The sequence below is a fragment of the Mesorhizobium newzealandense genome (assembly GCF_042682145.1).
Taxonomy (GTDB): domain Bacteria; phylum Pseudomonadota; class Alphaproteobacteria; order Rhizobiales; family Rhizobiaceae; genus Mesorhizobium; species Mesorhizobium newzealandense.
On the sequence record NZ_JBHUGZ010000002.1, the window covers coordinates 47,012 to 68,219 of the forward strand.

Consider the following 21,208-nt stretch of genomic DNA (forward strand, 5'->3'; position numbering starts at 1 on the left):
CCCGGGAAAACCGTTTCACACTTTTCCTGGAATTGCTCTACGGCTCCAGCCGGAAAGCCGTCAAGCTGGCAAACCGGTCAGGGAACCAGATCGATCTCCTCGGTCTCGCCGCCGCTGCAGGTATAGCAGCAGTCGTCGCATTTTTCCTTGTTGCCGGGACCGACGCCCCAATAGGTCTCTTCGTCGCCATCGACCCAGGCGCCGTAGCAGATCGACTCGCCCTCGTTGCAGGAAACCGGCAACGACTTGGTCTCACCGTCATTGAGGTAGAAATCCTGGTCGTTGCCCGGCCAGACATAGTCGCGGTCTTGGCTGTAAAGCTCGAGGCGCATGGCATTGGGATGGCTGTTCTTGATGGCGAAGGTGACGTCGCCGGCATGCGCTGACGGCGCGACCAACATCACGAGAGACAGCGCGGCCAGCGTACGGCGCGCATAAGCGTAAGACATGGTTACCCCCTGAATAAGCGGCCCACTTGGCCGCCGTGCAATCATCGCATGCTGCACGTGGCCGCCAAAGGGATGATTGCAACAATTCCGGACTGATTTTTGGGGATATCGGTGTACCTCTTTCCCTTCTCCAAGGGGGGCGGCAAGACGCGTCCCCTAGGGCACCAGATCGATCGTCTCGGTCGAATGTTCCACGCAGATGAAGCAGCAGGTATCGCAAGGCTGGTCATTGTCCGGCCCGACGCCGGCAGAGATGCTGTCGTTGCCATCAACCCAGGCGCCGTAGCAGATGTGTTCGCCCTGGTTGCAGGTGAGCGGCACCGATTTCTGCGAGCTGGGGTCGATCAGGAACACCTGATCGTTGCCCGGCCAGACCGTTTCGCGGTCGCGGCTGAACAGCTCGACCGCCACCGCTTCCTTGCGCAGGTTCTTGACGAAGAAGGCCATCTCCGTGGCCTCGGCCGAGGTGGTGAAGAGCAAGGCAACTAGTGCAGCCATGCGAACCAGCGTCACGGTCTCGATCTCCCGAATCATGGCGGCAGAATCGCATGCCTGCCGGGAACTAGGAAGACGCAGGGCGTTGTGCCGCGATCTGCCGTCCCAGTCGCACCGTTTCACGCACCAGAAGGTCGAGATCCTCGCGCCGGGTGCGGTGATTGGTGATCGCCACCCGCAGCCAGTGCTGGCCATGCACCGTGGTGTCCGACAGCGCGGCAATGCCCTCTTCCTGCAGCCGCAGCATGATTTCGGTGTTGAGCGCCTTCAGCGCCTCGCCTGCCAAACCGGGCTGATAGCGGAAACAGACGATGTTGATGGTCGGCGAGGCGGCCAGCTCGAGCTGCGGCTCGGCCTCGATCCGGCCGGCGAGGTAACCCGCCTGCGCGATGTTCTGGTCGATCAGGCGGCCGAACTTGTCGGCGCCATGCTCCTTCAGCGCCATCCACACCTTGAGCGCGCGAAAGCCGCGCGACGTCTGCAAGCCGTAGTCATGCAGCCATTCGCCGGAGGCGAGACCGCGCGGTGTCGATTCCAGGTATTCCGGCGTCACGGTGAAGGTCCTGCGATGCGCGGCAGCGTCCCGGACCAGGGCGCAGCCGACCTCGAATGGCGCGTGCAGCCATTTGTGCGGATCAAGCGCGACCGAATCGGCCCATTCGATGCCGGCGACGCGATGGGCATTTTCGGGCGCGATGGCGATCAGTGCACCGATGCAGCCGTCGACATGGAACCAGAGGTCTTCCTCATGCGCCAGCTTGGCGAGCGCCTGCAGGTCATCGATCGCCCCGGTGTTGACCGTGCCCGCCGTGCCGATGACGCAGGCCGGCTTGAACCCGGCCGCGCGGTCCTCGGCGATCGCCGCGCGCAAGGCAGCGATGTCGATGCGCAGGCCGGCATCGGTCGGGATGCGGCGCAGCGCCCGGTTGCCGAGGCCGAGCGCTTCCATCGCCTTGCGGTGGCAGGAATGGATCTGGTCCGAGCCATAGAAGCGCAACGGCTTCTCGATGGCGGCAACGCCGTGCTCGCGCACGTCGATGCCGGCCTTGGTGTTGCGCGCCACGGTCAGCCCGATGAGGTTGGCCATCGAGCCGCCGCTGACCAGCGTGCCGCTGGCCGACGCGGGCAAACCCAGCATCTGCTTGCACCAGTTGACCACCTGGCTGTCCATCAGCCCGGCGGCATGGTTGCCGCCGCCGAGGTTGGAGCCCTGGATTGCCGCCAGGAAATCGCCGAGTGCACCGGTGAAGTTGCTTGACCCCATGTACCAGGACCAGAACCGCGGATGGATGTTGCCCATCGGATAGGACATCACGGTCCGCGAGACCTCGCCATAGACAGCGGCAAGGGGCGCCGGCGATCGCGGCACGGGTGCCGCGAAGACATCTCGCACATCCGCCGGCATCTCCCGCCAGACCGGGCGGTCGCGCACGTCCTGCAGATAGTCGATCGCGTCATCGATGACCCGGTGCGACAGAGCCTGCACATCGGCCCAGTCCGAGGGGTCAAGCGTTTCCTCGGCCACTATGCCGAAGATTTCCTGCACCGTGTCCATGACTGTCTCCTTCAAGCCGCCGGAAACTGACAGGCGGGCGTCGAGCGCGACAAGGCGATCTCGTCGGCGTCCATCTCGGCCTCGATGCCGTCGAACAGCGGCGTCGACATGTAGCGTTCGCCGGTGTCGGGCAGCATGCACAGGATCACCGCGCCGGCCGGCGCCCGTTCGGCGACCTGCCGTGCTACGGCGAAGGTGGCGCCGCCGGAAATGCCGGTGAAGATGCCTTCCTGGCGCGCCAGCGCCTTGGCCCATTTGATGCCCTCGGGCCCGGCAACCGGCATCACCTCGTCATAGAGGCTGGCGTCGATCGCCTCCTGCAGCACGTTGGGGATGAAGTCCGGCGTCCAGCCCTGGATCGGGTGCGGCTCGAAGGCCGGGTGGGTGGCCGCGGGAGCGCCATCGGCTCCGCGCTGCTGCGCCTTGCCGCTGCCGATGAGCTGCGCGTTGGCCGGCTCGGACAGGACGATGCGGGTGTCCGGCCGCTCGCGGCGCAGCACACGCGCGACGCCAACGACGGTGCCGCCGGTGCCGTAGCCAGTGACGAAGCAGTCGAGCCGCGAACCGGCGAAATCATTGACGATCTCGCGCGCCGTGGTCGCTTCGTGGATGGCGGCATTGGCGGCCGTCTCGAACTGGCGGGCGAGGAACCAGCCATTGGCCTCAGCCAGCTCCACAGCCTTCTTGTACATGCCAAAACCCTTCTCGGCGCGCGGCGTCAGCACCACCTTGGCGCCCAGCATGCGCATCAGCTTGCGGCGCTCGACGGAAAAGCTGTCGGCCATGGTGACGACCAGCGGATAGCCCTTTTGCGCGCAGACCATGGCCAGCCCGATGCCGGTGTTGCCGCTGGTCGCCTCGACCACCGTCTGGCCCGGCTTCAGCGCGCCAGTGCGCTCGCCTTCCTCGATGATGTTGAGCGCCAGCCGGTCCTTCACCGAAGCGCCGGGGTTGAAGAATTCGGCCTTCACAAAGATCGTCGCATGGGCCGGCCCCAGATTGTTGATGCGGACCACCGGCGTGTCACCGACGGTGTCGAGAATGCTGTCGAACAGACGGCCGCGCCCGGCCGTGGTTCTGATTTTCTGCTGATGCAACATCTTTGATCTCCTCGATCGTTTCCATCACAAGCCGGTTACAAACCGGCGGCTTGGGCGGCGAGGTTTCGAGACCTTGCCGCGATAGGACTGACTGCCGACGATGTGGCAATGCCGGTATCCGGCGCGGAAAATCGCCGTCGGATGCGCCGTGTCGCCTTCGGTGGTATAGGAGAGGCCGACAGGCCAGCGTGGGAGCAGGCGTGGAAACGCACGTGGAATCCGCCAGATCGAGACTGGACGGCGAAGCGACCGGCCTATCCGTGCGCCTGCTTGGATCGCTGACGATCTCCCGCAACGGCGTTCCGGTGGCGCTGCCGGCGTCACGCAAGCTGCGCGCGCTGCTTGCCTATCTGGCGCTGGCGCCGCATGCCGTCGGCCGCAGTCGCCTGTGCGAGCTGTTGTGGGACGTGCCCAACGACCCCCGTGGCGAATTGCGCTGGTGCCTCAGCAAGCTGCGCGGTGCGCTCGACGCGCCGGACCGGCGCCGGGTCGAGACGCAAGGCGACATGGTCGCGCTCGACCTGAGCGATTGCCTGGTCGATGCGCTGGAGGTCGCCCGCGCCGCCGCGCAGGGGATCGACACGCTCGATACGGAGCGGCTCCGGACACTCGCCGAATTGTTCGCCGGCGACTTCCTCGATGGGCTGGAGCTCGACCGCAGCCCGCATTTCAACAGCTGGCTGGTCGCCCAGCGCCGCCGCTTTCACTCATACCACGCCGCCGTGCTGGAACATCTTGCCGCAAACCCTCCGGCGGACACACCGGATGTGTCCGCGCATCTCGACAAATGGGTCGAGCTGGCGCCATTCGACACGCGCGCGCATCTGGCGTTGCTGTCCAATCTGGCGGAGCGCGGCGCCATCGGCGCCGCCGAGGAGCATTTGGCGTCGGCGGCTCGGCTGTTCCAGTCGGAGGAGCTCGATTTCGGCCCGGTTCAAATCGCTTGGCGGGCGATGCGTGAGCAACGGTCAGGTATCTTGCTCCCGGCACCGCCTACCTGCCTGTCCGCGGTGTCGCAGTTGGTCGCCGCGCCTGGCGATGCCGACCCGGTCGAGCCCAGCCAGGCTTCGCTGGCTGTGATGCCGTTTGTCGAGGAAACCGGCACACGCGGCGGGCTCGCCGACGGTTTTACCCACGACATCATCACCCGCCTCGCCAAGCTTAGGGATTTCTTCGTCATCGCGCGCGGATCGGTGTTTGCGCTGGCCGAGAAGAACATCGCGCCGGAGGATGCCGGCCGCCGGCTGAATGTCGACTATGTCGCCACCGGCACGGTGCGCAGCCCGCCCGGCCGCCTGATTGTCAGCGTCGAACTCATCGAGGTGCGCACGGCCAGGATCGTATGGGCCGAGACGTTCGAGCGCCGGCCCGACGACATCTTCGGCGTGCTTGACGACATCGGCAACAGCATCGTCTCGTCGATCTCGGCCGAGATCGAAACGGTCGAGCGCAACCGCGCCATGCTCAAGGCGCCCAATTCGCTCAACGCCTGGGAGGCCTATCATCGCGGCCTCTGGCACATGTACCGCTTCACCCAGGCCGAGAACGAGCGGGCGCGGCATTTTTTCGACATGGCCGTGCAGCTCGATCCCACCTTTGCCCGCGCCTATGCCGGCCTGTCTTTCACCCATTGGCAGAACGCCTTCCAGCGCTGGGGCGACCGCGACCGGGAAAGCGGGCTGGCCTTTGAAAGCGCCGGCCACAGCCTGCTGGTCGACGACCACAATCCGGCCGCCCACTGGGCGATGGGCCGGGCGCTGTGGCTGCGCGGCGAACAGGATGGCTCGCTGCTCGAACTGGAACGGGCGGTGGATCTCAGCCCCAACTTCGCGCTTGGCCACTATGCTTTGTCCTTCGTGCATTCGCAGTCGGGCGACCCGCAGGCGGCGATCGGCTCGTCCGACCATTCGCGCCATCTCAGCCCGTTCGACCCGCTGCTGTTCGGCATGCTGGGGGCGCGGGCGATGGCGCATGTCCGGCTCGGCCAGTTCGAGGAAGCGGCCGAATGGGCGCTGAAGGCGGCGGCGCGGCCCAACGCTCACGCCATCATCCTGGCGATCGCCGCGCACTGCCTGGCGCTGGCGGGCCGGCTCGACGAGGCGCGCGGCTTTGCCGCCGCCATCCGCAAGACGTTGCCGAACTATGGCGTCGACGATTTCATCGGCACCTTCCGCTTCGAACCGGACGCGGTGGCGTTGTTCCGGCAAGGCGCAAGGCGGATCGGGCTGGGCTGACGCCGGGGATCGCTACCCAGGACATTCGCCTCAATTCCGCCGGGTTAACAAAGTCGGAAGGAGTTGCTTAACCGTTCCCGGCTATGTCACGGTCGGGGGGTCTGACAAAGTGAGTATGATGAGCAACAGCCCCGAAAAGCGCAACGAATGGCGCGCCATCTTTTACGTGCAAGCCCGCATTGCCATCCTGTTCGTGCCGGTTGTCGCCAGCCTGCTGCTCATCGCCGCACTTGCCGGCAACGAACGCAAATCCGTTCCCGGCACGGTCGACCCGACCGTCACCGGCTCCGTGCGATAACCGCAAACCGTCGGCTGTTGCCCTCTCGGGAGAGCGCTTTCTTCTGGCTGGGAACCCCACGCACCGTCGAACATTGTGTTTCCAGGCATGGAGGACATGATGACGAGAGCCCTCGACGTGAACAACAACACCGCGCAGAATCCAAAGCGCCCACCGCAACCGCAGACGGGCGACCTGAAGAAAAAGAAGGTTGAAGGAATAGCCTTCCAGGTAAACGACAACAGCGTGGAGAACCAGGAGCCCGCGCCGGCATCGCCGAAGCGAGACTGATCGCGCGATCCGCACCCGACGATCAAACAAGAAAAAGCCCGGGCGAACCGGGCTTTTTCTTTGGCGTTTCCGCACCTCTGGCTGCCGCCTCAATAGAAGCGCGGGATCGGGCCGTTCTGCGGCGTGGTGCGGTCGCCGAGGTCCAAAAAGACCTCGTCGATGTAGCACCAGCCCCAGCCTTCCGGCGGATCGTAGCCCTCGATGATCGGATGGCGGGTCGCGTGAAAATGCTTGGTGGCGTGACGATTGGGCGAGTCGTCGCAGCAGCCGACATGGCCGCAGGTGCGGCAGAGCCGCAGGTGCACCCATTCCGAGCCGCTCTTCAGGCATTCCTCGCAGCCGAGCGCGCTCGGCGTCACGTCCTTGATCTCAGCCGCATGTCTGCATTCATCCGCCATCACACTCTCCCGATTCGTTCTGGCCCGACCCGTTCCGACGCGACGGCGTGGCTGCCGTCTTGCGCGAGATAGGCGTGCAATGCCGCAACCACCTGGGCACCTTCGCCGACAGCCGCAGCAACGCGCTTGACCGAGCCGGCGCGAACGTCGCCGATGGCAAACACCCCGCTGCGGCTCGTCTCCATCACACCATGCCCCGATCCTAGGTCCGATCCGGTGCGCACGAAACCCTTGGCGTCCAGCGCCACGTTGCAGTTCGCCAGCCAGTCCGTATTCGGGTCGGCGCCGATGAACAGAAAGAGATGGCGGATCGGGCGCGTCGTTTCCGCGCCGCTGGAACGGTTGCGCCACCGCACGGAGCCGAGATTGCCCTCGTCGCCTTCCAGCGCCTCGACCTCGCTTCCTGTCAGCACCTCGATGTTCGGCTGCGCCTTGATGCGCTCGACCAGATAGCGCGACATGCTGGCATCGAGACTGCCGCCGCGCGCCAGCAGCGCCACCTTGCGCACATGGCTGGCAAGGTAGACAGCCGCCTGCCCGGCCGAATTGCCGGCGCCGACCAATGCCACTTCCTGGCCCGCGCAAAGCCGCGCTTCGATGGGCGAGGCCCAATAATGCACGCATGTTCCCTCGAACTGCGCCAGATTGGCGATATCGAGGCGGCGGTAGCGCGCGCCGCTGGCGATCACCACGGTGCGCGTCCGCACGGTCTCGCCGTCTCCGACATCAAGCGTGTAACGGGCGCCGTCGGTCGCGGCACTCAGCAGCTTCGCCTCGTCCGGTATCACCATTTCGACGCCGAATTTCTGCGCCTGATTGTAGGCGCGCGCCATCAGCGCCATGCCCGAAATGCCGGTCGGGAAGCCGAGATAGTTCTCGATGCGCGAGGAGGCACCGGCCTGTCCGCCAAAGGCCCGGCAATCGAGCACGATCGTCGACAGTCCTTCGGACGCCGCATAGACCGCGGCCGCCAGCCCCGCCGGCCCGGCGCCGACGATGGCAACGTCGTACAGCCTGGAAGCATCGATCGGCCGCAGCAGGCCGATGCAGCGGGCAAGGTCCTTCTCGCCGGGGTTCATCAGCAGCCGCCCGTTCGGACACAGCACGATCGGCAGGTGGTGAGGATCGACATCGAAGCGCTCGACCAAAGTCTTCGCGCAAGGATCGCTGTCGGAATCAAGCACGCGGTGCGGCTGACCGCTGCGAGCCAGGAAACCCTGCAGCCGCAACACGTCGCTGTTGTTCAAGGGTCCGATGATGATCGGCCCGCTGGTGGCGCTCTCCAGCAGCCCGACACGGCGCAGGATCAGCGCGCGCATGATGCGCTCGCCGAGATTGGCTTCCTGCACCATCAGGTCGCGCAGCCTCTGCGACGCGATGACGAACGCCTCCACCGGCTCGGCGGCCTGCGCATTGACCAGCGAGGGGCGGGCCGAAAGCTGGGCCAGTTCGCCAACGAAGCTGCCCGGACCATGCGTGACGATCGTTTCACGCCGGCCGAGCCCGCCATCCTGGGTGATATCGACCTTGCCCGACAGCACGACGATCAAACCGGGCGCCACATCGCCGGCCGTGACGATGTGCTCGCCGGCGGCATAGAAGCTGGCCTCGCCGAACCGGCGCATGCGATCGATGTCGACTTCACCCAGCGTGGGAAACGCCTGATCGCGACGCGCGCCGAAGATCGGATTGCTGGTTTGAGACATGGTTTCGAGCCTACCGAAGCGGCTGCAGAGTTTGAAGCGGTTTGTTCAGCGCCTAGCCGGTAGGCGAGGTGGCGGCAAAGAAAAAGCCCGGACGAACCGGGCTTTTTCTTTTGGGTTTCTGAACCATCGAATGGTTCGAAACGGGAATTTGGTGCCCAGAAGAGGACTCGAACCTCCACTCCTTGCGGAACACGGACCTGAACCGTGCGCGTCTACCAATTCCGCCATCTGGGCTGGTGCGGGCTCATGTAAGCGGGCAAGCGATGTGTGTCAACGCGGTTTTCAAAGCATGATCCCGAAAAGTGGGAACCGGTTTTCGCAAAAGATCATGCTCAATCCAAAATACATTGCTCGCTTGCCGGCTCAAGGAGCCCTCAGTTCTCCAGGACTTCCTTGGAAGCCACCGTCGAATCCGCATTGAGCTGGTAGATGACCGGCACGCCGGTGCCGAGTTCCAGCTTGACGATCTCCTCGCCCGACTTGCCGTCCAGCGCCATGATCAGCGCGCGCAGCGAGTTGCCGTGCGCGGCGACCAGAACGGTGCCGCCACGCAGCACGTGCGGCTGCAGGTCATGCAGGTAGTAGGGCCAGACGCGGGCGCCGGTGTCCTTCAGGCTTTCGCCGGCCGGCGGCGGCACATCGTAGGAGCGGCGCCAGACATGCACCTGCTCCTCGCCCCACTTCTTGCGGGCGTCATCCTTGTTGAGGCCTGAGAGATCGCCATAGTCGCGCTCGTTGAGCGCCTGGTCGCGGATGGTTTTCAGGTCGCTCTGGCCGACGGCGTCGAGAATGTGCTGGCAAGTCTTCTGCGCCCGGACCAGCGCCGAGGTGAAGGCAATGTCGAATTTCAGCCCGCGCGCCTTGAGTTTCTGGCCGGCGGCCTTGGCTTCGGCGTGGCCCTGATCGGTCAGGTCGACGTCGCGCCAGCCGGTGAACAGGTTCTTCAGGTTCCATTCGCTCTGGCCGTGGCGCACGAGCACGAGGGTTCTCGACATGTTTGCTCCCTTCAAGAGCAATTCCAGGAAAAGTGTGAAGCGGTTTTCCGTCCGGAATTGCGTTAAAACAGGTGTGGATTGGCCGCTCAGCTGAGGCCGAGCACGTCCCGCATGGAATACAGTCCCGGCTTGCGGCCGCGCGCCCACAGGGCGGCCTTGACCGCGCCGCGAGCGAAGATGGCGCGGTCCTCGGCATGGTGAGCCAGCGTGATGCGCTCGCCGGTGCCGGCCAGCATCACGCTGTGGTCGCCGACCACCGAGCCGCCGCGCAGCGTGGCGAAGCCGATCGAGCCCGTCTTGCGTACGCCGGTGTGGCCGTCGCGGACTCGCACATCGTTGCCGGCGAGCGCGATGCCGCGCCCCGCGGCGGCGGCCTCGCCGAGCAGGAGCGCCGTGCCCGACGGTGCGTCGACCTTGTGCTTGTGGTGCATTTCGAGGATCTCGATATCGAAATCGTCAGCGTCGAGCGCGCGTGCCGCCTGTTCGACCAGCACCGCCAGAAGATTGACGCCGAGGCTCATATTGCCAGACTTGACGATCGGCGCATGGCGCGCCGCCGCCGCGATTTTCGCATTGTCGTCCGCCGAGCATCCCGTGGTGCCGATGACATGGGCGATGCGCGCCTGCGCCGCATAGCCGGCGAATTCGACGCTCGAGGCCGGCGTGGTGAAATCGAGCACGCCGTCGGCTTTGGCGAAGACCGGCAGCGGATCGTCGCCGATCGGCACGTCGATGCGGCCGACGCCGGCGAGTTCGCCGGCATCCTTGCCCAGATAGGGCGAGCCCGCACGCTCGACGGCGCCGATGACCCGCGCGCCCGGAATGGTGTGGATGGCACGGATCAGCGTCTGGCCCATGCGGCCGGCAGCGCCCACCACCACCAGGCCCATATCGGTTGCGGGCGTATCGCTCATGTCGTGCTCCCGGCGATGCTCTGCGTCTCGATGCCTTGGACTGGGCCCTGAACCGGGCCTCGCGCCGAAGTCTGGATCGGCGCGCTGTCGTCGACAAGCCCCAGGCCCTTGACGCCCTGTATGCGGTGGAAGCGCGCATAGACGCTGTGCGGATCGGCCATCAGCGAGGCATGCGTGCCCTCTTCGACCAGCCGGCCCTGTTCCATGACGATGATGTGGTCGGCATTGACCACCGTCGATAGCCGGTGCGCGATGACGATGGTGGTGCGCCCTTCCATGACCTGGGTGAGCGCCTGCTGGACACGGGCTTCGGCCTCGTTGTCGAGCGCCGATGTCGCCTCGTCGAGCAAAAGGATCGGCGCCTGCCGCACGATAGCACGCGCGATCGACACACGCTGGCGCTGGCCGCCTGACAGCGTGACGCCGTTCTCGCCGACCGCCGTGTCATAGCCCTGCGGCTGCTGGCGGATGAAATCGTCGGCCGCAGCCTGTTGCGCGGCGCGCTCGATCTCGGCATCGGTGGCGCCCAGCCGGCCGTAGCGGATGTTGTCGCGGATGGTGCCTTCGAACAGATAGGGCTGCTGCGAGACATAGGCGATGGAGCCGCGCAGCGACTGTTTGGTGATCTTCGAGATGTCCTGGCCGTCGATCTCGATCGAGCCCGCCTCGACGTCGTAGAAGCGCTGCAGCAGCGCTACCAGCGTCGTCTTGCCGGCACCCGAGGCGCCAACGATGGCGGTCACCTTGCCGGCGGCGGCGACGAAACTCAAATCCTGCAGGACCGGCGCTTCCTCGACATAGCGGAAGGACACGTTGTTGAAACGCACTTCGCCGGAGGTGAATTTCGCCTCGGCGGCATCAGACACATCGCTCTGCTGAGGCTCGATGTCGAGAAGCTCGTAGATCATGCGCGCATTGACCAGCGCGCGTTCCATGCCGACCTGCATGCGTGCCAGCCGGCGGGCCGGATCATAGGCCAGCGTCAGCGCCGTGATGAAGGAAAAGACCGCGCCCGGCGGTTGGCCGAGAACGGTGGCCCGATAGCCGGAATAGGCAATGACGCTGGCGAACGCGATGCCGGCCAGCAGTTCGGAAATCGGCGTCAGCCGCTCGGAGACGCGGGCGATCTTGTTCGACCGCTGTTCCGCATCGTCGGCGAGCTTGCTGATCCGGCGCGACAGCTCGTCCTCCATGGTGAAGGCCTTGACGATGGCGATGCCCTGGGTGGCCTCCTGCATGGCGCCGATCAGCCGTGAGTTGATCTGCACCGATTCGCGCGTGATGCGCCGCACCCGGCGCATCAGGTAGGTGACGGTCCAGATCAGCGGCGGTCCGATCAGCAGCGAGCTCAAGGAGAGTATCGGATCCTGGTAGATCATGACGCCGACCAGGCCGATCAGCGAGACGGCGTCGCGCGCGGTCGAGGTCACCGTCATCGACAACAGGTCGCGGATGCCGTTGACGTTCTCGTTGACCTGCGCCGCCAGCCGGCCGGACCGGGTGTCGTTGAAGAAGCTGACGCCGAGCTTCATCAGGTGGTTGAAGATGCGCTGCTGATAGCGCGCCACCAGATTATTGCCGATCCTGGCCATCGTCACCGCCTGGCCGTAGCCGGCAAGGCCGCGCAGAATGAAAGCGCCGAGCAGTGCGGCACAGATCCATGGGATCAGATCGCCGCGCCGTTCATAGAAGATCTGATTGACGACCGGGCTCATGATCCAGGCGGCGAGGGCCGTCGTCGCCGACACGGTCAGCAGGCAGAGGATCGTGAAAATGTACGCGCCGCGATAGTCGCGGCCATTTTCCTCGAGGATGCGGCGGATGACCGCCACGATCTCGCCCGCACGGGGTCTAGACGAATTAGGGGATTGAAGTGTCAAATCGGGCGCTTCACAGGTTTCCGCTTCCCGCGGCCGGGCAATTCGGCACTCCTCTTAGCGCCAAGCGGCCGGCTTGCCTATGCCTTGGGGTAACTAACTTCGTCGCGCCAGCGGCGGCCCGCGGTCTGCACGCCGAACAGCGACGGGTTTCTGGCATAGGCGGCAAGGCCCAAAAGCGCTGCCAGCGGGTGGGTTATGACATAGACCGGCATGGTGCGCATCAGCGCGCTGTGCGGCGCCTTGTCCTCGAAGGCGGCGCGGAAATTGCCGACCTTCAGCGCCGGCACGATCTTCTGCGCGATGCCGCCGGTGAGGAACACGCCGCCGCGGCTCATGAACACCAAGGCAAGATCGCCGGCGGTGCGCCCGAGGCAGGTGACGAAGGTCTCCAGCGCTTCTTCGGCAACCGGATCGGTCTTCGCCAGTGCCGCGCCGGTGATCTCGGCCGGCGTGGAGAACGGCGACGGCTTGCCATCCGCCTTGGCCACCGCCCGGTAGACGTTGACGAGGCCGCGTCCGCACAGGATCTGCTCGCCCGAAATCCGGCCCTCGAGCTTCTCGATATGAGGGAAAACCTCGAAATCGCGCGGCGTGCGTGGGCCGATGTCCATATGGCCGCCCTCGCCTGGCACCGGGATCCAGTGGGCAAGCGCATAGACCAGCCCGGCGACGCCGAGCCCGGTTCCAGGACCCAGCACCACGCGTCCGGCATTGGGTTCCGGCGTGCCGCCGCCGATCTTTTCCATGTGTTCCTCGCCCAGCGCTACGACGGCCAGCGCCTGCGCCTCGAAATCGTTGAGCACGACGATGTCGCTCAAGCCGAGGCTGGCGAACATCTGTCTGGGCTTGACGACCCACGGGCAGTTGGTGAGCTGGATCTCGTCGCTGTCGACCGGGCCGGCCACCGCCAGCACCGCCGAATTGGGTCGGATCGAGGAGCGGTCGAGCACGGCCGCCTGGATCGCCTCGTCGATGGTGTTGTAATTGGCGGTCTGGACGATCTGCGGCTCGGTCGCTTCCGAATTCGAGTCGAGCACGATCGAAAAGCGCGCATTGGTGCCGCCAATGTCGCCGATCAGGACCGGAAACCGCAACAAAGTATCGTCGTCGCCCGTGCTTGGCATGCTCTCGTCCGTTCCCCGGCGCCCCCGACGGCGTATCGCCGTTCACCCGTTGACTAGCGCATGAGTTTGAAAAGGGAAATCGCTTTTCGAGACCAGCGGCGCGCAGGAACGGGTTCTGCGGCCAAACGGCCACTATTTCGCAAAAACCGGCACGCTAAACCGGTTCAACCCTGGTTAAACGCCACGGCGGTCAGTTTCCCGGTCGTGGCCGCGGCAGCGGGATGCCGATCTCGGGGGTCGCGGTGAAAGCGTTCACCGAGGTTGGCAAGCCGGCCGCGCCACTGGCCGCGCTGGCGGGCAGCGAAGGTGCTTCGGGCTCGGGCGCTGCGACCGCGACCGGCACGCCGCCGCCATGATAGGTCGCGGCCTCGGCGGAAGCCGGCCCCGGCGCGTCGAGCACGGCACGGCATTCCTTCGGCAGGTTCGCCATCGTCATCAGGTCGCGCGCCTTCGGCGCATCTGGATTCTTGTTGGGCCGCCACGGCTCCTGCGTGAACCACCAGGCGAGCGGCTTGCCGCAACCGTCATCGGCCGGCGTCGCTTCCTGCGCCTTGCAGTCGGGCGAGCCCGGCTGGCAGCCGATGCGCATGTGGAAATGATAGTCATGGCCCCAGAACGGCCTGATCTTGCGCAGCCATTCGCGGTCACCCTTGGCGGTGTCGCAGAGCTTTTTCTTGATGCCCGGATTGACCAGGATGCGTTCGACTTGCGGGTAGCTCGCCGCCCGCTTCAGAAGCAGCGTATGCGCCGGCGTCCACAGCGCATCCTTCACCAGATGGGTCTTCTCGTCGACCATCAAGGTGGCGCTCATGTTCTCGCGTTGCGCCATCGACAGCGGGCGATTGGGCATCGGCGTCAGCCAGATATCGGCGTCGAGGCCGATCTGGTGCGAGGCATGGCCAGTCATCATCGGGCCACCGCGCGGCTGCGAAATGTCGCCGATCAGCAGGCCCGGCCAGCCATCGGCCGCGGCGTCGCGCGACAGTTTCTCGATCACGGCGATCATCGCCGGATGGCCCCAGCGGCGGTTGCGCGACGGGCGCATCACCTCCCAGGTCGGGCCGTCCATGGGAATGGCGACACCGCCGGCAAAGCATCCCCTGGAATAGAATCCGATCGACTGCGCGGCTGTTGCCGCCGGCAGTTTCTTGGCGCCGAACAGGTCTTTTGCGCGCTCTTCGGCCGTTGCCGGCTGAACGGCGAGGCTGGTCAGGGCAAGCAGACCAAGTGCTGCCGCCAGCAATGATTTCTTGCCGAGAGATCGCCGCATCGCTGTCTTCATGAAACCGGATCCCCACCGCAATCCAAGGCCGAATCATAACACGCAACGCGCGGCGCTTCGATGATTAGCGCTTCATCGGACTGCGCGGCTCGCCATCGCGCCAGTCGCCGCTTGCCCACATATGGTCGAAAGCGGCGCGGTAATCCGGAAAGCGAAGGGAATAGCCCGCCGCCTTGATCGCCGCATTGGCGACGCGCTTGTTCTCGCCATAGAAGGACCGCGCCATGGGCGAAAGTTGGGCGCCGTCGAAGGGAATTTCGGGCGGCGGCACGACGCCCATCAGCGACGCGGCATAGGCGACGACATCCTGTGGCGGCGCCGGCAGGTCGTCGGTGACGTTGAAGATGCCGCCAGTATTGCCGTCGATCAGCTGCCACAGCGCGCCGGCAATGTCATCGCAATGGATGCGGTTGAAAACCTGGTCCGGCTTGACCAGCCGCCTCGCGGTGCCGTTTTCCAGATTGACCAGCGCATTGCGGCCTGGGCCGTAAATGCCGGACAAGCGCAGGATCGCCGCCGGTCGGCCGATCTCCCGGCCCAATTCCAGCCAGTCCTGTTCTGCCGCCGCTCGCATCACCGAGCGCTTCGACACCGGCCGGCACTCGGCCGTTTCGTCAACCCATGCGCCGTCATAGTTGCCGTAGACGCCGACCGTCGAGAGATAGCCGATCCATTCGAGCGCCGGCATGCGGGCCACGATCGCGGCGCGGGCGGCATTCAGCACGGGATCACCGGTCTCTTCCGGGGCGACCGAAATCACCAGATGCGTGGTTTTTCCCAGCGCCTCGCCGATTTCACCGGTCAATGCGCCGTCGAACAGCAGCGGCGCGATGCCGACTTGGCGCAGCGCCTCTAATTTATCTGGCGAACGCGTCGTGCCAAAAATTCTGGCGGCACCTTTGCTGGCTCGGGCAAAAGCCTTGCCGGAATAGCCGGCGCCGAAGATGAAGATCTGCTTTTCGCTCATGCATGCGCCCTGGTTGGTGACGCCAGACGCCATTCGTCGCGCACGGCCGCGTCGCTCTCGGTTTTCAGGCCGATCGCGGCCCGTTCGGAATATTCGGCATCGGGCACGAGCCGCGCCAGCGCCCATATTGCCGCGCCCCGCACCAGCGGCGAGGCGTCACCCAACAAGGCACGTACGGCGCCGGCCAGCGCGGCATCGCCGGAATTGCCGGCGGCGATCAGCACATTGCGGACAAAACGATCGCGGCCGATGCGTTTTATCGGCGAACCGGAGAAGAAGGCGCGGAAGGCTGCGTCGCCCAGTTGCAGCAGGTCGGCGAGCGGCGGCTCGCGCAGATCGTCACGCGCGGCGAGCTTTGCCTCGGAAGCCGCCCGGGCGAATTTATTCCACGGGCAGGCGGCGAGGCAGTCGTCGCAGCCATAGATGCGGTTGCCGATTTTTTCCCGGAATTCATGCGGGATCGGCCCCTTGTTCTCGATGGTCAGATAGGAAATGCAGCGCCGCGCATCGAGCCGGTAGGGCGCGGGGAAAGCGTCGGTGGGGCAGACGTCGAGACAGGCGCGGCAGGAACCGCAATGGTCGATCTCGGCCCGGTCGGGCACGAGTTCGGCTGTGGTGAAGATGGTGCCGAGAAACAGCCAGGAGCCGTGCTCGCGGCTGACCAGATTGGTGTGCTTGCCTTGCCAGCCGAGCCCGGCGGCCTCGGCCAGCGGCTTTTCCATCACCGGTGCCGTGTCGACGAACACCTTCACGTCGCCGCCGGCGCGCGCCACAAGCTTGCCGGCGATTTCCTTGAGCCGGCCCTTCATCACCTCGTGATAGTCGCGGTTCTGCGCATAGGCGGAGATCGCGCCGCGGTCGCGCTTGGCCAGCACCCCGCGCGGATCTTGGTCGGGGCCGTAATTCATCGCCAGCACGATGATCGAGCGCACCTGCGGCCACAGCGCGGTTGGCTCGCTACGGCGTTCGAGCGTCTCGGCGATCCAGTCCATCGAACCGTGAAAGCCGTCGGCGACGAATTCGGCGAGGCGCGCCGGCGCCAGCGGGATCGCATCGGGGGTGGTGACGGCGACGGCATCGAAGCCGGCACGATGCGCCTCTGCGTCGATCAGCGCGCGCAGTTTCGCGGCGTCAGAAGTCGAGGTCCGCATAATGCGACACCGGCGACAGGCCGCGCACACGGTCGGTCAAGAGCGGCCGGAAGGAGGGCCGCGACTTCACTCGCGTGTACCATTCGCGCGCCGCGGCGTGTTCGCGCCAGTCGATCTCGCCGAGATAGTCGAGCACCGACAGCGTCGCGGCGGCCGCGAGGTCGGCATAGGTGACCCTGCTGCCGGCCAGCCAATGGCGGGTGCCGGCCAGCCAATTGGTGTATTTCATGTGCTGGCGGATGTTGGCGCGCGCGGCGCGGATCGCGCCCGAATCGGGCGAGCCACCGCCTGCCGTTTCCGGCATGACCGGCTTCAGCACGCGTTCGCGCACCAGATGACGGGTGACTTCGCTTTCGGCCTTGTTGAGATACCAGTCGATCAGCCGGCGGATTTCGGCGCGCTGCATCGGGTCCTCGGCGAACAGCCGCTTGTCGCGCTTCAAGACGCCGCGCGTCTCATCGAGATATTCGGCGATGACGGTTGCGCCGACGATCGGCACGTCACCTTCGGCCAGCAGGATCGGCAACGTGCCGGCCGGGTTCAGCGCCAGGAACTCCTTGCGCCGCGTCCACGGCTTTTCCTCGATCAGGGCCAACTCCTCGCCATACTCGCCGAAAGCGAGGCGGACGAAGCGACAGGTGGCGAACATGGGATGATGGAAAAGCGTCAGCATGGTTCCGCGATGATAAAGCGCACTGGCGAATCGCCGGTCGCACCGGTAAGTCTTGGCCGCCCGGGATGCGGGCCGTCAGGTGTTGCGACCTATAGGGGGACTTGCAGGCCATGACAAGCAAGCCGTTCTGTTAGCCGTCACGCCAATGCCGAGGTAGCCATGGAAAGCCAGACCATCGTCGAAGCCCTGCTGCTCGGCCTGCTGGAGGGGCTGACCGAGTTCATACCGGTCTCGTCGACCGGCCACATCCTGCTCGCCGGGCATTTCCTCGGCTTCCATTCGACCGGCAAGGCCTTCGAGATCCTGATCCAGCTCGGCGCGATCCTGGCTATTCTCAGCGTCTATTTTCGCCGCCTGTGGCAAATGCTGCTCGACCTGCCGCATGACCGGCTGACGCGGCACTTCGTCATCGGCATCCTCATCGCCTTCCTGCCGGCGGCCCTCATCGGCGCGCTGGCGCATGACTTCATCAAGACGGTGCTGTTCGAATCGCCAAGGCTGATCTGCATCATGCTGATCATCGGCGGCGTCGTGCTGCTGGCGGTGGACCGCATGAACCTCAAGCCGGTCTACCGCGACGTCGAGCGGTTTCCGACCCGGCTTTACCTGCAGATCGGGCTTTTCCAGTGCCTGTCGCTGATCCCCGGCACGTCGCGCTCGGGATCGACGATCGTCGGGGCGCTGCTTCTGGGCGTCGACAAACGCGCCGCGGCGGAATTCTCGTTCTTCCTCGCCATCCCGACCATGGTCGGCGCCTTCGCCTTCGACCTGTTCAAGAATCGCAACGTGCTGAGCAGCGCCGACCTGCCGATCATCGCCATCGGCTTCGTCGCCGCCTTCGTCACGGCGCTCATCGTCGTGCGCTTCCTGCTCGATTACGTCTCGCGCAACGGATACTCGCTGTTCGGCTGGTGGCGGCTGGTGGTGGGTGTTGTCGGGCTGGTGGCGTTGATGATTTGGGGGTGAGGAGTGTTCCGCGCAGCGGACGGGAAGCCAATTGCTTGGCTTTCCGAACGACGAACGGTGAAGGCCCTGTCCGCCTTCGGGTGGATCAAAAGGTCCAGTGGACCTTTTTAAGGAGACTGAACGCCCGAAGGGCAGGGAGCCACGCGAAGGGCGTGCAACGCCTCCCTCAACTCCTTCCATAAAACGCGTTCTCGACATGCACCGGCCAGCGCCAGGGCAGCACCGCGACCATGTCGAAGCGCATCGACAGTTTGCCGTAGTCCGACTGGCGCGACAGCCAGATGTCGGCCGCCGCCTCGATGCGACGCTCCGATTCATGGCCGATCGCCTCCATGGCTTCCATCAAGGTGCGGCGAGCCTTGACCTCGACGAACAGCACCAGGTCGCCGCGCCGCGCGATCAGGTCGATCTCGCCGAAGCGCGTGCGATGGCGGCGCGCGAGAATCCGGTAGCCCTTGAGCATCAGCGCTGCCGCCGCCAGCCATTCGCCGCGATGGCCGCGCCGATACGCCTTCTGCCGACTGACGCTGGGGCGCTCAGCCACCGCCGCCTCCAGAGCCCGTACCATCCCGATGGAATCGGGATGGGGCTCTGTCTCCTTGGTTGACCATGATCTTTTCCGAAAACCGGTTTCCACTTTTCGGGATCATGGTCTGTCCTTAAGTTCGAGCAGCCGCCGATAGAGCGCCTGTTTCTGGCCGCCGGTCATTTTCGCGGCTTCCGCCGCTGCCTTGGAGGCAGGCATTTCGGCGGCGAGCGACAACAGCAGGCGGTCGATGTCGGCCGGCTCGTCGGCCTTGGCCTCGGCGGGACCGACGCAGACGACGATCTCGCCCTTCGGCGTATCGGCCACCGCATAGTGGTCGGCCAGCACCTGCAGCGTGCCGGTGCGCATCTCCTCGAAAGTCTTGGTCAATTCCCTGCCAATCGCGGCTTTGCGCTCGCCGCCAAGCGCATCGACCATGGCGCCGAGGGACTCGGCCAGCCGGCGCGGCGATTCGAAGAAGATCAGCGTCGCCGGCACGGCTTTCAGTGCTGCCAGCCGCGTCAGCCGCTGCCCGGTCTTGACCGGCAGGAAGCCGGCGAACAGGAACGCATCGGAAGGCAGGCCGGATGCCGTCAGCGCCGCGAGTGGCGCCGACGGACCGGGGATTGGCACGACGCGAATGCCATGATCGATCGCCTCGCCGACCAGCCGGTAGCCGGGATCGGACACCAGTGGCGTGCCGGCATCGGAAATCAGCGCCACGCTCTGTCCAGATTGAAGTGCCGCGATCAGTTTCGGCCCGGCCTCGCCGGCATTGTGCTCGTGATAGGCCGTGGTGCGGCGGCGAATGCCGTAACGGTCGAGGAGCACGCGCGAAACCCGCGTGTCCTCACAAGCGACGATGTCGGCGGCGGCCAGCGTTTCCAGCGCGCGCAGGGTGATGTCGGCGAGATTGCCGATCGGGGTCGCCACCAGATAGAGCGCCGGCTCGAGCGGGCGGGCCGCGATCTCGGTCTGCCCGACCACGTAGCTGCGCTTGGCTGTCTCGCCGGTCACTGATGCCTTCTCCGTTCAGCCCTGTTTGGCACGGCTCACGCCCGGTTGCAAAAGCGTGGATCGATGTGAGATTCCGCCATTCCTTTGCCACAGTGGGGAACGAAACCGGGTTCGGCAGATTTAGCTCCTGATTCCGGAGGAGGACAGGATGGACAGCCTGACGATACAGGACGCTTTCGAGCCCTACTATGCCGGCCGCAAGCGCGTTGCCAAGCCTAGCGACAGGCGCCTGGCTGCCAAGCCCGAGAGCAGCCCGGGCAAAGAGCTTGCCGCACGCACTTTGCCCGCGAGCGTAGAACTTTCCGAAACCGACAGCACGACGGAGCACTGACCGGACGATGCCCAATCGCTTCGATATCTTCATCACCCGTCTTGAAACGAAAAACGCCCGCAATGGCGTACCGCTACCCCCGATAGGCGACCAGCACCGCGCCCGCCGCGATAAGGGCGACGCCAAGCCAGTTCGCTCCGGAGAGTCGCTCGCCGAGAAAGATCGCGCCAAACACCGCCACAAGCACGACGCTTAGCTTGTCGATCGGCGCCACCTGCGCCGCATTGCCGATCTTCAGGGCGCGGAAGTAGCAAAGCCACGAGGCTCCGGTGGCGAGACCGGACAGGGCGAGGAAAAGCCAGGTCTTTCCAGAGATCGTAGCCGGTGATTGGAACTGGCCGCTGGCCAGCAGGATGGCAGCGAGCACGACCAGGATGATTATCGTGCGGATGAAGGTGGCGAAATCCGAATTGATGTTTTCGATACCGACCTTGGCGAAGATCGCCGTAAGCGCTGCGAAAGCCGCCGACAACAGCGCCCAGAATTGCCAGGAGGAAACGGTCAGGTTCATTCGGGTGGCCTCGCGGATGGCGTCTCAACCCAGATAACGTGAAACGCGCGCCTCCAGAAGGCGAATCAACTCCGGGTCCATGAATTCATAGTCGTCCGGTATGTCGAGGCAGATGACCCGGGCCTTCTTCAGGCTGGCCTTGAACTTCTTCTGCAATTTGGCGCGATGCGCCTTTTCCATGACAAAGATGATGTCGGCCCAGGCGACGAGTTCATGCGTCAACGGCGTGTCGGCATCGTGGTTGGTTCCGGCCGATGCGACCTCGACATCCCTGCGCTTGGAAAACACTGCTCGGCGGTCGGGCTGCGCAAGCGGTTCTGGCTGCAGACGAAGAGGACTTTTTTCAAGGCCAATACCCGAGCATGA

22 protein-coding genes, 1 tRNA gene and 1 pseudogene are annotated in these 21,208 nt (G+C 65.2%); 5 read left to right on the plus strand and 19 right to left on the minus strand.

The genetic code is table 11. The features are described from left to right. Positions 1-77 precede the first annotated feature (77 nt). The 4 genes from ACFSOZ_RS04320 to ACFSOZ_RS04335 form a co-directional block, all read right to left on the minus strand. A complete protein-coding gene (locus ACFSOZ_RS04320) occupies positions 78-449 on the minus strand; it encodes a hypothetical protein (protein ID WP_379093985.1) in 372 nt (123 codons plus the stop codon). Between the two features lie 156 nt (positions 450-605). Beyond that, positions 606-983, minus strand: coding sequence for a hypothetical protein (locus tag ACFSOZ_RS04325; RefSeq protein ID WP_379093987.1), 378 nt, complete (start codon positions 981-983; stop codon positions 606-608). A 28-nt stretch (positions 984-1,011) separates the two neighbouring features. Next, a complete protein-coding gene (locus tag ACFSOZ_RS04330) occupies positions 1,012-2,499 on the minus strand; it encodes a pyridoxal phosphate-dependent decarboxylase family protein (RefSeq protein WP_379093990.1) in 1,488 nt (495 codons plus the stop codon). Between the two features lie 11 nt (positions 2,500-2,510). After that, the gene (locus ACFSOZ_RS04335; RefSeq protein WP_379093993.1) at positions 2,511-3,599 is read right to left on the minus strand and encodes a PLP-dependent cysteine synthase family protein; all 1,089 of its coding nucleotides are present in this window, start codon (positions 3,597-3,599) and stop codon (positions 2,511-2,513) included. Between the two features lie 212 nt (positions 3,600-3,811). Here ACFSOZ_RS04335 and ACFSOZ_RS04340 point away from each other — a divergent pair, with 212 nt between their 5' ends. The 3 genes from ACFSOZ_RS04340 to ACFSOZ_RS04350 all read left to right on the plus strand — a co-directional run bounded on the left by ACFSOZ_RS04340 (position 3,812) and on the right by ACFSOZ_RS04350 (position 6,401). Beyond that, positions 3,812-5,833: a transcriptional regulator gene (locus tag ACFSOZ_RS04340; RefSeq protein ID WP_379093996.1), complete on the plus strand. Its 2,022-nt coding sequence runs from the start codon at positions 3,812-3,814 to the stop codon at positions 5,831-5,833. Positions 5,834-5,951: 118 nt separating this feature from the next. Further along, positions 5,952-6,131 carry a hypothetical protein gene (locus tag ACFSOZ_RS04345; protein ID WP_379093999.1) on the plus strand — a complete coding sequence of 60 codons (180 nt, stop codon included), beginning with the start codon at positions 5,952-5,954 and terminating at the stop codon, positions 6,129-6,131. A 99-nt stretch (positions 6,132-6,230) separates the two neighbouring features. Further along, the gene (locus ACFSOZ_RS04350) at positions 6,231-6,401 is read left to right on the plus strand and encodes a hypothetical protein (RefSeq protein ID WP_379094002.1); all 171 of its coding nucleotides are present in this window, start codon (positions 6,231-6,233) and stop codon (positions 6,399-6,401) included. Between the two features lie 89 nt (positions 6,402-6,490). Here ACFSOZ_RS04350 and ACFSOZ_RS04355 read toward each other — a convergent pair whose 3' ends face one another. The 11 genes from ACFSOZ_RS04355 to ACFSOZ_RS04405 form a co-directional block, all read right to left on the minus strand. Beyond that, on the minus strand, positions 6,491-6,799 hold the full coding sequence (locus ACFSOZ_RS04355) for a UBP-type zinc finger domain-containing protein (protein WP_379094005.1): 309 nt from the start codon (positions 6,797-6,799) through the stop codon (positions 6,491-6,493). Next, positions 6,799-8,505, minus strand: a complete 1,707-nt coding sequence (locus ACFSOZ_RS04360) for an FAD-dependent oxidoreductase (RefSeq protein ID WP_379094008.1) — start codon at positions 8,503-8,505, stop codon at positions 6,799-6,801. The genes ACFSOZ_RS04355 and ACFSOZ_RS04360 overlap by 1 nt, the downstream gene beginning before the upstream one ends. A gap of 149 nt (positions 8,506-8,654) precedes the next feature. Beyond that, positions 8,655-8,739: transfer RNA gene (locus ACFSOZ_RS04365), tRNA-Leu, on the minus strand. Positions 8,740-8,879: 140 nt separating this feature from the next. After that, positions 8,880-9,500, minus strand: coding sequence for a 2,3-bisphosphoglycerate-dependent phosphoglycerate mutase (locus tag ACFSOZ_RS04370; protein WP_379094011.1), 621 nt, complete (start codon positions 9,498-9,500; stop codon positions 8,880-8,882). An 86-nt stretch (positions 9,501-9,586) separates the two neighbouring features. Next, a complete protein-coding gene (gene dapB, locus ACFSOZ_RS04375) occupies positions 9,587-10,414 on the minus strand; it encodes a 4-hydroxy-tetrahydrodipicolinate reductase (protein ID WP_379094014.1) in 828 nt (275 codons plus the stop codon). Further along, complete coding sequence (locus ACFSOZ_RS04380) at positions 10,411-12,294, minus strand: ABC transporter ATP-binding protein (protein WP_379094017.1); 1,884 nt, start codon at positions 12,292-12,294, stop codon at positions 10,411-10,413. Before ACFSOZ_RS04380 ends, dapB begins: the two co-directional genes overlap by 4 nt. Before the next feature lie 77 nt (positions 12,295-12,371). Then, positions 12,372-13,418 carry a glucokinase gene (locus ACFSOZ_RS04385; protein WP_379094020.1) on the minus strand — a complete coding sequence of 349 codons (1,047 nt, stop codon included), beginning with the start codon at positions 13,416-13,418 and terminating at the stop codon, positions 12,372-12,374. A 190-nt stretch (positions 13,419-13,608) separates the two neighbouring features. Beyond that, positions 13,609-14,700, minus strand: coding sequence for a penicillin-insensitive murein endopeptidase (gene mepA, locus ACFSOZ_RS04390; protein ID WP_379094023.1), 1,092 nt, complete (start codon positions 14,698-14,700; stop codon positions 13,609-13,611). A 64-nt stretch (positions 14,701-14,764) separates the two neighbouring features. Next, the gene (locus ACFSOZ_RS04395) at positions 14,765-15,667 is read right to left on the minus strand and encodes an SDR family oxidoreductase (RefSeq protein ID WP_379094026.1); all 903 of its coding nucleotides are present in this window, start codon (positions 15,665-15,667) and stop codon (positions 14,765-14,767) included. Continuing rightward, positions 15,664-16,818, minus strand: coding sequence for a tRNA epoxyqueuosine(34) reductase QueG (queG, locus tag ACFSOZ_RS04400; RefSeq protein WP_379094029.1), 1,155 nt, complete (start codon positions 16,816-16,818; stop codon positions 15,664-15,666). The genes ACFSOZ_RS04395 and queG overlap by 4 nt, the downstream gene beginning before the upstream one ends. Next, positions 16,799-17,491, minus strand: coding sequence for a glutathione S-transferase family protein (locus tag ACFSOZ_RS04405; protein ID WP_111545347.1), 693 nt, complete (start codon positions 17,489-17,491; stop codon positions 16,799-16,801). The genes queG and ACFSOZ_RS04405 overlap by 20 nt, the downstream gene beginning before the upstream one ends. A 159-nt stretch (positions 17,492-17,650) precedes the next feature. On the opposite strand from ACFSOZ_RS04405, the gene ACFSOZ_RS04410 reads away from it, so the two are divergent. Then, positions 17,651-18,457, plus strand: coding sequence for an undecaprenyl-diphosphate phosphatase (locus tag ACFSOZ_RS04410; RefSeq protein ID WP_379094031.1), 807 nt, complete (start codon positions 17,651-17,653; stop codon positions 18,455-18,457). Positions 18,458-18,623: 166 nt separating this feature from the next. Here ACFSOZ_RS04410 and ACFSOZ_RS04415 read toward each other — a convergent pair whose 3' ends face one another. Beyond that, positions 18,624-19,001: a YraN family protein gene (locus tag ACFSOZ_RS04415; RefSeq protein WP_379094034.1), complete on the minus strand. Its 378-nt coding sequence runs from the start codon at positions 18,999-19,001 to the stop codon at positions 18,624-18,626. Between the two features lie 102 nt (positions 19,002-19,103). Next, positions 19,104-20,000 (minus strand): 16S rRNA (cytidine(1402)-2'-O)-methyltransferase, encoded by an 897-nt coding sequence (rsmI, locus tag ACFSOZ_RS04420; RefSeq protein WP_379094037.1) that lies wholly within the window; start codon positions 19,998-20,000, stop codon positions 19,104-19,106. A gap of 148 nt (positions 20,001-20,148) precedes the next feature. On the opposite strand from rsmI, the gene ACFSOZ_RS04425 reads away from it, so the two are divergent. Then, entirely contained in the window at positions 20,149-20,331 is a 183-nt protein-coding gene (locus ACFSOZ_RS04425) for a hypothetical protein (protein WP_379094040.1), read from the plus strand. A 73-nt stretch (positions 20,332-20,404) separates the two neighbouring features. Here ACFSOZ_RS04425 and ACFSOZ_RS04430 read toward each other — a convergent pair whose 3' ends face one another. Beyond that, entirely contained in the window at positions 20,405-20,842 is a 438-nt protein-coding gene (locus tag ACFSOZ_RS04430) for an EamA family transporter (protein WP_379094043.1), read from the minus strand. 24 nt (positions 20,843-20,866) lie between these two features. Beyond that, positions 20,867-21,189 (minus strand): annotated as a pseudogene (locus tag ACFSOZ_RS04435) (low molecular weight protein tyrosine phosphatase family protein). Positions 21,190-21,208: the final 19 nt, after the last annotated feature.